General features: G+C 38.3%; 9 protein-coding genes. 2 read left to right on the top strand and 7 right to left on the bottom strand.

What is annotated here, in order from left to right:
- Positions 1-39: 39 nt before the first annotated feature.
- The 3 genes from GKE48_RS08840 to GKE48_RS08830 form a co-directional block, all read right to left on the bottom strand.
- Positions 40-834, bottom strand: a complete 795-nt coding sequence (locus GKE48_RS08840) for a TrmH family RNA methyltransferase (protein WP_154300887.1) — start codon at positions 832-834, stop codon at positions 40-42.
- Positions 835-859: 25 nt separating this feature from the next.
- Positions 860-1,834 carry a 6-phosphofructokinase gene (gene pfkA, locus GKE48_RS08835; RefSeq protein ID WP_022097991.1) on the bottom strand — a complete coding sequence of 325 codons (975 nt, stop codon included), beginning with the start codon at positions 1,832-1,834 and terminating at the stop codon, positions 860-862.
- 106 nt (positions 1,835-1,940) lie between these two features.
- Positions 1,941-5,507: a DNA polymerase III subunit alpha gene (locus GKE48_RS08830; RefSeq protein WP_154300886.1), complete on the bottom strand. Its 3,567-nt coding sequence runs from the start codon at positions 5,505-5,507 to the stop codon at positions 1,941-1,943.
- Between the two features lie 101 nt (positions 5,508-5,608).
- Between GKE48_RS08830 and GKE48_RS08825 the strand changes: the two genes are divergently transcribed.
- Positions 5,609-6,382, top strand: coding sequence for a hypothetical protein (locus tag GKE48_RS08825; RefSeq protein ID WP_154300885.1), 774 nt, complete (start codon positions 5,609-5,611; stop codon positions 6,380-6,382).
- A gap of 39 nt (positions 6,383-6,421) precedes the next feature.
- Here GKE48_RS08825 and ftsH read toward each other — a convergent pair whose 3' ends face one another.
- Complete coding sequence (gene ftsH, locus GKE48_RS08820) at positions 6,422-8,533, bottom strand: ATP-dependent zinc metalloprotease FtsH (protein WP_022097988.1); 2,112 nt, start codon at positions 8,531-8,533, stop codon at positions 6,422-6,424.
- 226 nt (positions 8,534-8,759) lie between these two features.
- Here ftsH and GKE48_RS08815 point away from each other — a divergent pair, with 226 nt between their 5' ends.
- On the top strand, positions 8,760-10,373 hold the full coding sequence (locus GKE48_RS08815; protein ID WP_154300884.1) for a CTP synthase: 1,614 nt from the start codon (positions 8,760-8,762) through the stop codon (positions 10,371-10,373).
- A gap of 91 nt (positions 10,374-10,464) precedes the next feature.
- Here the strand turns inward: GKE48_RS08815 and GKE48_RS08810 are convergent, their stop codons facing one another.
- The 3 genes from GKE48_RS08810 to GKE48_RS08800 all read right to left on the bottom strand — a co-directional run bounded on the left by GKE48_RS08810 (position 10,465) and on the right by GKE48_RS08800 (position 12,623).
- On the bottom strand, positions 10,465-10,854 hold the full coding sequence (locus GKE48_RS08810; RefSeq protein WP_022097986.1) for a BlaI/MecI/CopY family transcriptional regulator: 390 nt from the start codon (positions 10,852-10,854) through the stop codon (positions 10,465-10,467).
- 97 nt (positions 10,855-10,951) lie between these two features.
- On the bottom strand, positions 10,952-11,644 hold the full coding sequence (locus tag GKE48_RS08805; protein WP_082426002.1) for a 4'-phosphopantetheinyl transferase family protein: 693 nt from the start codon (positions 11,642-11,644) through the stop codon (positions 10,952-10,954).
- 7 nt (positions 11,645-11,651) lie between these two features.
- Positions 11,652-12,623, bottom strand: a complete 972-nt coding sequence (locus GKE48_RS08800) for an ion transporter (RefSeq protein WP_330583111.1) — start codon at positions 12,621-12,623, stop codon at positions 11,652-11,654.
- Between the last annotated feature and the right edge of the window lie 4 nt (positions 12,624-12,627).

Below are 12,627 nucleotides of genomic sequence, written 5' to 3'. Positions count from 1 at the left end.
TGCAAAATATAGTATATGACCATATATATAGTTGGTTATCTACACACTTCTCTGTCTGACAGCTTCGTATGTAAGAATTGTACATGCTATTGCCGCGTTAAGAGATTCAACCTCTCCCTGCATCGGAATTCTTATAAGTGTATCTGCCTGCTTAGTGATATCATCTGTAAGTCCATTCCCCTCATTACCTATTAGAAATGCGGTTCCTTCCCTGTAATCTTCACCAAGATATGTATTCTTTCCGCCAAGATGTGCAGCATATACCTTAATTCCAGCATTCTGACACTGTGAAACTGCATCGCTAAAATCCTGCACATATACAAATGGCACTCTGAATATAGAACCCATTGTTGACCTTATTGTCTTAGGATTATATATATCCACAGTATTAGAACTCATAACAACTCCGGTAACACCTGCACCTTCACCCATCCTTAATATAGTTCCCAGATTACCCGGATCCTGAAGATTCTCAACAAGAATCAGCAACGGATTGTCGGTAAGCATATCTGAAATACTGCTGTCCTTCATTCTTACAACCGCCATAATTCCCTGTGGTGTCTGTGTCTGTGACATTCTGTCAAATACATTATCGGCGACAATCTCAATACTGTCAGAAGAAATCCCCTGCTTCTTAACCAGCTCATGCACATACTCAGGATTGTTACTATGAAATCTTTCAGACATATATATCTTTACAAGTAAATCTGCCGGCACCTCAGATACCATGCGGACTCCCTCTACAACATATTCTTTATTCTTCTTTCTTTCCCTGGCCTTAGAAAGCAATGATATAACATGCTTTACCTGTGAACTGCTCGTACTGGTTATCATTATGAGGTTACCTTTCTGCCATGCATTACTTAGAAAGTAATGCACTTATATTAAATTCATAATCATTAATATCCTTAGTCATGGCAAGTGCTTCATCAATATCATAATCAACAAACTTACCATCCTTGTATGCTACAAGTCTGTTACTCTTTCCTTCAGCAAGAAGATCAACCGCATAAGCACCCATAATAGACGCATACATTCTGTCCTTACATGTTGGTGAACCACCACGCTGCATGTATCCTAAAATAGTAGCTCTTGTCTCAATACCTGTTGCAGCTTCAATTCTTCTTGCCATTCCTGTAGAATGTCCGATACCTTCAGCATTAATAATAAGATGGTGTTTCTTGCCCTTCTTTCTTCCTTCTATAATATGATTAATAAGAGCCTGCTCATCATTGTCATATCTTTCCGGAAGAAGGATATCCTCTGCTCCATTGGCAATACCACACCACAATGCAATATATCCTGCATTTCTTCCCATAACCTCAATAATACTGCATCTTTCATGTGATGTAGATGTATCTCTTATCTTATCAATAGCTTCCATTGCTGTATTAACAGCAGTATCAAATCCAATAGTATAATCTGTACATGCAATATCAAGATCAATTGTTCCCGGAAGTCCGATAGTATTAATTCCCTGTGCTGCAAGCTTCTGTGCACCTCTGAAAGAACCATCTCCACCGATTACAACTATACCGTCAATTCCATGCTTTCTGCATACTTCAGCACCTCTCTTCTGACCTTCTTCAGTCATGAATTCCATGCATCGTGCTGTATAGAGGACTGTTCCACCACGCTGGATAATATCAGCAACGCTTCGCTTGTCCATATCAATTATCTCATCATTAAGAAGTCCGTTATAGCCCTTCTGAATACCCTTGACCTTAAGTCCCTTATTCAAAGCAGTTCTTACAACTGCACGGATAGCAGCATTCATGCCTGGAGCATCTCCACCACTTGTTAATACGCCGATTGTTTTAATTTCCTTTGCCATAACTTCCCCTTTCTTATCTCTTAATATTATTTTCTGCTTTATGTTACCACATTATAAAAGAAAAATCTTCTTTTTTTGATAATTTTTTACCAATGTTAATTAAAATTTATGTTGTAGCAACATTTTTCTCACCATATTTACTCTTAAGAATATAAAGCAGGTCTGATGTCACCTTCACGCACTGACTCTGTGGAAGCGCTATTCTCTGTTTTTCTGCCACACAATATATTGTGACTGTGTCTTTACCGTCCGATTCTTTGAAAATATCAGTAAGCTCATCCCTGTGTGTCTCATACTCAGCAAGACTGTCAAACCTAAGCCACAATCTTCTTGGAACACTGTCAAAGCTCACAACACTGTCTGCCGTAAGTCTTGCTGGTTTGTCGGCATCTGCCTGTATTCTTCCCGTAACAAATACTTTGTTGGTCGTATCAAAAAGTCTTTTATATTTTTGATAATTTCTTGCAAACATGATTACCTCAACGCTTCCAACAAAATCTTCTATTGTAAGGTACGCCATCTGCTGGCCTGAGCCGGTAGTAATGACCTTAATATTACTTATAAGGCCACCTATTGTCTGCTTTGATCCGTTCATAAGCTTTGCCTGCCCAGTTTCCTCATCAATAAGAAAATCTGTACTTCTCGCAGAAATATGCTTCTCCCACATACCAGTATATTCATCCAGCGGATGTCCTGTTACATATACACCGAGAACTTCTTTTTCCCGTTCAAGCAGATCCTCCTTTTCAAACTCCTGAATATCAGGCACTTTCATTTCAAGGCTCTGTTTATCCTCTTCACTTACGAAATCAAATAGTGACATTTGTCCTGAAATAGCATCTTTATTCTGCTTAACAGCACTATCAATCATTCTCTCATAGACATTCATCATGCCCCGTCTTGTATTACCAAATGTGTCAAATGCACCTGCAAGTATAAGATGTTCCACTGTTCTCTTATTAATTACCCCTGCCATCCTTGTAATAAAATCCTGCATGGAGTGAAAATCGCCATTATTGGTTCTTTCTTCAATAATCGCAGTAATTGTAGGTCTTCCCATACTCTTTACCGCATTAAATCCAAACCTTATGTTCTTACCTTCAACACCGAACTCAGCAACCGATTTATTGACATCAACAGGAAGAATACTAATTCCCATCTCTCTTGCTGCAAGAATATATTCTGCGACCTTACTTGTTTTATCAGTTACACTTGATATCAGCCATGCCATATACTGTACAGGAAAATGTACTTTCAGATATGCAGTCTGGTATGCCACAACCGCATAGCATGCCGCATGTGATTTGTTAAATGCATATTTTGCAAAGTCCTTCATCTCATCATATATCTTATTGGCAGTCTGTTCACTTATGCCATTCTTAATACAGCCTGGTACTCCGTTAGCCTCATTACCGTATACAAAATTCTGACGTTCCTGCTCCATTACATCAAGCTTTTTCTTAGCCATTGCTCTTCGCACATTATCACTACCGCCCCACGAATATCCGGCAAGGTCACGGACAATCTGCATAACCTGCTCCTGATAAACCATACAGCCATATGTCGGCTCTAAGATTGACTCTAACTGCGGGCATTCATAGGTTATGTTTCCCGCGTTCTCTTTTCCTTTAATATACTGTGGTATGAAATCCATTGGTCCCGGTCTGTAAAGCGATATACCGGCAATTAAATCCTCTAAACAATCCGGTTTTAACTCTTTCATGAAGTTTTTCATTCCGCCACTCTCTAACTGGAATATACCTGCACATTTGCCCTGACTTATACATTCAAATACAGCCTTATCGTTATATGGTATATTATCCACCGAAAATGCAGGGTCAATCTGCTGTTCACATTTTTCAGTCTGTTGGATTACAGTTAAGTTTCTAAGACCTAAAAAGTCAAATTTTAACAGTCCCAAATGTTCCAAAGTAGGACCTTCAAACTGCGTAACCTTAACATTATCTGCTCCAACTGCAACCGGAACATACTCTCCAACATCCTTCTGACTGATAAGAACACCTGATGCATGCACTGAAGCATGCCTTGGCAGTCCTTCAAGTCTCTTTGCTTTATCTATAAGATCCCTCACTGTCTCATCAGCTTCATACAATGCCTTAAACTCAGCATTTGGCTTAATGTCCCTGTCTGCGTCACCATTCATTGCACTGTCAATCGTAACACCAACCTTCTGTGGTATCATCTTCGCAATGTTATCAACCATCGCATATGGAAGATCCATAACCCTTCCGACATCTTTAATAACGGCTCTTGCTGCCATAGTTCCAAATGTGATTATCTGGCACACACATTCTTTACCATATTTTTCTATAACATAATCAATAACCTTCTGTCTGCCTTCTGGTGCAAAGTCCACGTCAATATCGGGCATGGACACACGCTCAGGATTCAGGAATCGTTCAAATACAAGATTGTATTTAACAGGGTCAAGCGTTGTTATTCCAAGACAGTATGACACAAGACTTCCTGCCGCCGAGCCTCGTCCGGGTCCAACCGGAATATCATGTGTCTTGGCATAATTAATGTAATCCCACACAATCAGGAAATAATCGACATATCCCATTGAATAGATAACTGACAGCTCGTAAGAAAGTCTCTGGAATATATCATTCGAATCCTCTGCCCTTTTTATAACAACATCTTTTCTGTCTGCAACTATTGATGCTTTTGCCTGCTCTATAATATCTTCAATGCATACATCTGCGGTCTTGTCCGGATATCTCTTCTTTAATCCCTCATAACATAAAGCATTAAGATACACCCATGAATTCTTTCCATATTCTTCAGGCACATCAAATGCTGGCAGCTTTGTAACTCCGAATTCTATCTCAACATTACATCTTTCTGCTATCTTATGAGTGTTCTCAACTGCTTCCGGTACGTATTTGAACAATTCCGCCATCTCTTCCTCTGACTTTAAATAGAACTGTCCACCCTCATATCGCATCCTGTTTTCATCAGAAAGCTTCTTACCTGTCTGTATACATAATAATATATCATGTGCATCTACATCATCTGCATAGGTATAATGAACATCATTCGTACATACCAGTTCAATTCCGGTCTCATTATGCATACGCATAAGCTGTGGATTGACATAATGCTGTTCTGCTATTCCGTGATCCTGTAATTCAAGAAAGAAATTTCCCTTTCCGAATATATCCTGAAGTTCAAGGGCAGCATCTCTTGCAGTCTCATACATGCCTCTTGACAGATATCTCTGCACCTCACCTGCAAGACACGCACTCGTAGCAATAATTCCCTCGTGATATTCTCTTAAGACTTCCTTGTCTACTCTCGGCTTATAGTAAAAGCCTTCTGTAAACCCCTTTGAGACTATCTTCATAAGATTCTGATATCCGGTGTTATTCTCTGCCAGCAATACAAGGTGATTATATTTATCCTCACTCTGTCCTGCGCCTTTATCAAACCTTGACCCCGGCGCTACATACACCTCACAGCCAAGAACAGGCTTGATTCCTGCCTTCTTAGCCGCCTCGTAAAATTCAATAACACCATACATCACACCATGGTCTGTTATTGCAAGGCTGTCCATGCCAAGTTCCTTTGCCCGTTTAGTAATCTCTTTTATCTTACTGGAGCCATCCAGCAATGAATATTCAGTATGCACATGCAAATGTGTAAAACTCATAGCATCTCCTCCCTATGTAAAAAAATATAACATATTTTCGTTTATTAATCAGCAATTTTATGATATTCTATATTTAATTATTAATGTAAGGGAGTTGTATTATGTTAATATCTGATATTCCCGTAGGCGGGCCAATTTCAATTGAAATATCCATAGATAATGTCAGCTACGAGATGCCTTCCTCTGTTGTTGCATCCAAGAATGGCTACATTCTCTTAGCGCCTTTTACATCAAAAGGTGCTGTAATAGATTTTTCTTCTTATAAGGATATTTTATTTAATCTTTATACCATAGACCCAGCAACAAAGAACCGTGTAGTCTGGAAGAATATTAACATAGAAACTATCACTTATAAATCAACCGGTTTCGCATCTGCTTACTACAAAATCTCGACCAATGTTTTTGCCAGCATTGCCTCTGAATGCGACAGAAGATTTAATCAGCGCATTTCAACCATGGCTTTGGGACATATCTCATCAGATACCACAGAAGCTGATATTCCGGTAACGTTAATTGATGTCAGTGATAAAGGACTTTCATTTTCGACCAGCAACGAACTATTATATAACTATAATAATACGTATATAACATTTTCAGATCAGGCAAACGGAAAGCAGTTTAACTTTCATTTTAAATGTTTTATCATACGCAGCCAGTTGTATGGAGAACGCTACATTTATGGATGTATTATCCCAACTCCGTCCCGTGAATATCTTACATATGTTTTTCTTAAAAAAATTGAATTCAGAATCAGTTCTGCTAAAGAACAGTCTGAACAGACCGCTCTTAAAGATGCTGCTGACGTTGCTTCACAATCTATTGAAAGCACTTCGTCAGGATATCATTCACACATATCTGAAAAGAATAAGCGTTGATATAAGGGGCATATCACAATGTGATATGCCCCTTTATTATTAATCATCTTCTTTTTCTTTAGCTGTATCATCAGATTCATTATCGTCTGAATGACTACCAATGTTCTTCCATATATCGCTTTCCGGCTCACCACTAACTGTCGATGAATAGCTTCCATCTTCATTAAATGTTACGCTTTCTGCCACTTTCTCTGATGTTGAGAATAATGAAGTATCAACCGGTTCAGGTATTCCCTTTGCCTCTCTGAATATCTTCATGAATTCCTTGCCTGTGATAGTCTCATGGTCATACAGATATCTTGCAAGCTGATCCATTACTTCTCTGTTCTCTCTTATAATCTGCTTAGCCTCTTCATAACATGACGCAATAAGCTTCTTTACCTCGTCATCAACCTCTGCCTCAGTTGCCTGTGCACAGTTCATAGATGCTCTTCCGCTAAGATATTCATCTTCAACTGTTGATAATGCAACAAGTCCGAATCTGTCTGACATACCATATCTTGTAATCATTGTCTTGGCAAGGTTAGTTGCTTTCTTGATATCATCATAAGCACCATTAGTAACTGAACCAAATACAACTTCTTCTGCAGCACGTCCACCAACAAGTGATATAAGGTCTGTCATAAGTTCATCCTTAGTCTCAAGATGCTTCTCTTCCTCTGGGAAGTTAAGCACATAACCAAGTGAACCATTAGTATGAGGTATAATAGTAATCTTCTGGACCGGATCAGAATTATTCTTGATAGCTCTTATAAGGGCATGTCCAATCTCATGGTAAGCAACAACCTGCTTTTCCTTCTTGCTAAGAACTCTTTCCTTCTTCTCCTTACCTGCTACAACTGTATCAAAAGCACCAAGAAGGTCCTTCTGGGTAACAACATTTCTTCCATTCTTAACTGCCGCAATAGCAGCTTCATTAATGATATTGGCAAGGTCTGAACCAACAAGACCGCTTGTTGCCATTGCAATCTCATCAAAATCAACTGTATCGTCCATAAGCACATCCTTAGAATGTACCTTAAGAGTCTCAATTCTTCCCTTCTTATCAGGTCTGTCAACGGTAATTCTTCTGTCGAGACGACCTGGTCTAAGTAAAGCCTTATCAAGTACTTCCGGTCTGTTAGTTGCTGCCAGAATGAATATTCCCTTAGATGAATCAAAACCATCCATCTCTGCAAGTAACTGGTTCAATGTCTGCTCACGCTCGTCATTGCCACCGCCATACTTGGAATCTCTGCTCTTACCAATAGCATCAATCTCATCAATAAATATAATACATGGAGCCTGCTTAGTTGCTTCCTTGAACAAATCTCTTACTCGTGATGCACCAACACCAACGAACATCTCTACAAAATCAGAACCTGCAAGTGAGAAGAACGGTACATCTGCCTCACCGGCTACAGCCTTAGCAAGAAGCGTCTTACCTGTTCCCGGAGGTCCTACTAAAAGTGCACCCTTAGGAAGCTTTGCACCAATCTTGGCATATTTCTCAGGGTAATGTAAGAAATCAACAATCTCTGTAAGTGATTCCTTAGCTTCATCCTGACCTGCAACATCCTTGAATGTAACACCTGTCTTTTTCTGGACATATACTTTGGCGTTGCTCTTTCCAACGCCCATTCCGCCCATCATTCCACCATTCTTAGCAATTCTTCTATATACAAATGCAAAGATTATATATATGAATAAAAATGGCAGTACATATGCAAGCAGAAATTCTACAATTGAAGAACTCGAATCCGGAATATATCCTTCAAACTCAATACCCTTTCTCTTAAGAAGTGGTACAAGAGTATCATCATTAACATACCCTGTATAATATGTGTATGAAACTCCTGCTATGCCAGACTGTTTCTCCTCTTCAACAGGTGTAATAAGAATTCTGTCCTGCTCTAATGCTACTTTCTTTACCTTATCTTCATCAATCATCTGCATGAACTGGTCGTAGCTTATCTCCTTGTAAGTTGCATTCCTAAACATATTGCTAAGAAGCGTAAGTCCGATAAATGTTACAACTGCCGCTATAATAATGAATATTATAAGGTTAACATTCTTTGGCTTCTTGTTATTATTGTTGTTATTATGATTATTGTTGCGGTTATCGTTATTATTATAACCATTGTCATAACCGTTGTTGTTATAATTATCCATACTCTTCTCCTGATATGATACTGTACTTATCTTAAGCATTTCCAAATAAGTCTGTTTTCATTATAAAGAAGGAAAAAATATAAATCAACCAAAATCTAAGTGTTTAATAAGATGTTTATATTTACTTTATATTCTTAGTTTTTTTCTTTAAACTATGGAAATTTGTAATACAGGGCTGTATAATATTGCATATTTTTTTGATTACACATTCAGATTGGAGGAAAAGATGGCTGTTAAATATGTATTTGTAACAGGTGGTGTTGTTTCCGGTTTAGGAAAAGGTATCACTGCCGCATCTTTAGGCAGACTGCTTAAAGCCCGTGGTTTTTCTGTAACCATGCAGAAGTTTGACCCTTATATTAATATTGATCCAGGTACTATGAACCCTATCCAGCACGGAGAAGTTTTCGTAACTGACGATGGTGCTGAGACAGACCTTGACCTTGGTCACTATGAAAGATTTATTGATGAGAGCCTTAATAAGAATTCTAATGTAACTACCGGTAAAGTATACTGGTCTGTATTACAGAAGGAACGCCGTGGAGATTTCGGTGGAGGCACAGTCCAGGTAATCCCTCATATTACTAATGAAATAAAGAGCCGTTTTTTCAGAGATTATTCAACTGATGAAACTAAGATTGCAATTATAGAAGTTGGTGGTACTGTTGGAGATATCGAGAGTCAGCCTTTCCTTGAGGCAATCAGACAGTTCCAGCATGAAGTCGGACATGAGAACGCAATTCTTATTCACGTAACACTTATTCCTTATCTTAAAGCATCTGGTGAGATGAAGACTAAGCCAACTCAGGCAAGTGTTAAGGAACTTCAGGGAATGGGAATCCGTCCGGATATTCTTGTGTGCCGTACCGAACATCCACTTGAGGCTGGTATCAAGGATAAGATAGCACTTTTCTGTAATGTACCTAAGTCTCATGTACTTCAGAACTTAGATGTTGAGATTCTTTATGATGCACCTCTTGCGATGGAAGAAGAACATCTTGCACAGGTAGCATGTGAATGTTTACACCTTGACTGTCCAGAACCAGACCTTGATGAATGGAGAGCGATGTGCAAGGCCTGGAAGAATCCTACTAAGAAGGTAACTGTTGCATTAGTCGGTAAATATATCCAGCTTCATGATGCTTATATCAGTGTTGTAGAAGCATTAAAGCATGGTGGTGTATATAATTCATGTGATGTAACTATCAAATGGATTGATTCAGAAACTGTAACTCCTGAAACTGCTGATGAGCTTCTCTCTGACGTATCTGGCATATTAGTTCCAGGTGGATTCGGTGACAGAGGTACAGAAGGAAAGATTGAAGCTATCCGTTATGCCAGAGAACATAATATTCCATTCTTAGGATTGTGTCTGGGAATGCAGCTTTCAATTGTTGAATTTGCAAGAAATGTTATAGGATATGACGACGCACACAGTGTTGAACTTAATCCTTACACAACTCACCCTGTTATACATCTTATGCCAGACCAGGAAGGCATTGATGATATCGGCGGTACATTAAGACTTGGTTCTTATCCTTGTGTACTTGATAAAACAAGCAAGGCTTATGAACTCTATGGCGAAGAGCTTATACATGAACGTCACAGACACAGATATGAAGTTAATAATGATTACAGAAAAGTTCTTACTGAGAATGGTATGATGCTTTCAGGAATATCTCCTGACGGAAGAATTGTTGAGATGATAGAATTAAAGAATCACCCATGGTTTATTGCCACACAGGCTCATCCAGAGTTAAAGTCAAGACCTAATCGTCCACATCCATTATTCAGAGGCTTCATAACAGCAGCACTTGAATATCAGAATAAAAACCATTAATTATATTATATATGCATAACAAAAAACATCACCTGACGAATCCGACTTTCGTATCAGGTGATGTTTTTTATTGCTTTTGCTTATAAAATTATTATTTATTAAGACCATTAAGAATCTTCTTAATTCTCTTAACTTCATCGTCTTCTAACTTCTGTGATTCACAAATAGAAGCAACCATATCAACAGCCTTTCCGTTGAACCAGAAATCAGCTTCTTCCTTTAAAAGCTGTCTTCTATATTCTTCTTCTGAACGAAGTGGATGAATGAAAGCTGCCTTTCCTTTACGGTATGTATCAACAAATCTCTTGTCCTTCAACTTACCTACGAAAGTAACAACTGTTGTTCTTGCGTAATCCTTACCATAATCGTCTCTTAACTGATCAATAAGTTCCTGTACAGGAATATCCTGTGGTGCTTCCCATATAAGCTTCATAATTAATGCTTCACATGGACTTAATTCATTAAAATGATTTCTGCTCATAAACCCTCCTTAGGCTCTTCCATAGATATACATATTCTATATTATACTGCCATTATTAATATTTTTCAACTGTATAATGAATAGTCGGATATGGATTTCACAATTGTATTACCGATAAACTGAATCCATCAACTTCCTTTTCTACAATAGTGAAATTCTGGGGAAGTCCGCACATATATGCTTTCATTTTCCCTTTCTCTAATCTATAAACTATTTTGTCCAAAATGTCAAGCACACCTTGACCTGTAGCCTTGCCATAAGCCTCTTTTAATGTCCATATTCTGAAGAATCTTTGATCACTATCGCACTCTTTAATCCATTCTGCTTCAGATATGTCAAAGAAGCGTTTTGCCAGATTCTGTCTACCTTTGCGGGCTTTTTCAATATCAATTCCTACCGGTCTGTCGCCTATCACGCATGCTACATAATTAGACGAATGTGAGATATTGAAAAAAATTTCACGATTTGACAAAAAATAAGGTTTTCCTTGCGAATTATATGCTATTTCATAATCAAAGTACTGATTATTCGCTTCAATCACAGAAATAATATCCACCTTCTCATATAGATTTTCATCTGTTTTATAATCTCTTTCTCCTGTTTTTATAGACCATTTTCCTACCGCATAATTAAGAAGTAGGCCTGCCGTCACGGTTTGCAGCTTATTTTCATACATTTTCATCTTATCAGCCTTAGTTTTCCTGTATTCCGGAATAAGCGAATAGGCCTTTTCATATAACTTTTCATCAGTTAATGCATCTGTCGTTGTCACAAATATCATCATAATCATTCACCATCTATACACTTATTGTCTGTGCATCTGCCATATAACGCTTTGAGAACACGAATACTATATCACCTGATTTAATCAATGTCTCACCATTTCTTAATACTGCTGCAAGAATAAGTCCTCTTGGAAGACTAAGCTCGCATACCTTCTTTTCATTCCAGTTGTGGTCCTTAGTTATAATAAGCTTAATAAACTTAAGTTCCTTCTCCATAAGGTAATCTGTAGACTTCTTAATAAGGCTGTACTGCTCAACGAAACCTGCAGATAAGATACCTGTTGGAATAGCGACCATTCCGACGCCAAGAAATGTAATGATAATACTGAACATTTTTCCAAGCACTGTCACAGGATAGATATCGCCGTAACCTACTGTAAGAAGTGTTGATACCGACCACCATATTCCTGAAAATGCATTCTTAAACACTTCCGGCTGTGCCTCATGCTCTAAACTGTACATGCACAGTGATGATGCTATGATAAGCATCACAATGATGAATACAGAGGATAATATCTGGTCCCTTTTTCGCCTTATTACCTCTGTTATAACATTTAACGCATCATAATATGAATTGACACGGAATATCCTTAGGATTCTTATAACCCTGAACATACGGAAAGCAACTGCTCCTGCCGGAAAAAATACAGGCAGATAATTGGGCAGGAACGATAAAAGGTCAACAATACCGCTTCCTGAGAAGATGTATTTTATTCTCGCAATACCTGTACATTTATTAGGATACAGATATTCTGCCGTCCATACACGCAGTATGTATTCAATTGTAAAGCCGATAACTGTAATCCACTCTATAACATCTAACACAGGCTGGTACGGAATTGACTGTTCAAATGTATCAAATATCGCAATGAACAGGTTGATTATAATTGCAGCAGTTATCGCAATATCAAATGTACGGCTTGCAACATCACCCACATATCCAATCTGGATAATGTCAAATATACGTTTTTTCTTATTATTCACCGTA

The sequence above is a fragment of the Lachnospira eligens genome (assembly GCF_009680455.1).
GTDB classification, from domain to species: domain Bacteria; phylum Bacillota; class Clostridia; order Lachnospirales; family Lachnospiraceae; genus Lachnospira; species Lachnospira eligens_A.
The sequence above is the reverse complement of the archived record's forward strand: the minus strand, read 5'-3'. Positions and strand labels throughout refer to the sequence as shown.

Coding starts and splice junctions, on each gene's coding strand:
- GKE48_RS08840 (WP_154300887.1), bottom strand. CDS start 834: ATGATAACCAGTACGAGCAGTTCACAGGTAAAGCATGTTATATCATTG.
- pfkA (WP_022097991.1), bottom strand. CDS start 1,834: ATGGCAAAGGAAATTAAAACAATCGGCGTATTAACAAGTGGTGGAGAT.
- GKE48_RS08830 (WP_154300886.1), bottom strand. CDS start 5,507: ATGAGTTTTACACATTTGCATGTGCATACTGAATATTCATTGCTGGAT.
- GKE48_RS08825 (WP_154300885.1), top strand. CDS start 5,609: ATGTTAATATCTGATATTCCCGTAGGCGGGCCAATTTCAATTGAAATA.
- ftsH (WP_022097988.1), bottom strand. CDS start 8,533: ATGGATAATTATAACAACAACGGTTATGACAATGGTTATAATAATAAC.
- GKE48_RS08815 (WP_154300884.1), top strand. CDS start 8,760: ATGGCTGTTAAATATGTATTTGTAACAGGTGGTGTTGTTTCCGGTTTA.
- GKE48_RS08810 (WP_022097986.1), bottom strand. CDS start 10,854: ATGAGCAGAAATCATTTTAATGAATTAAGTCCATGTGAAGCATTAATT.
- GKE48_RS08805 (WP_082426002.1), bottom strand. CDS start 11,644: ATGATTATGATGATATTTGTGACAACGACAGATGCATTAACTGATGAA.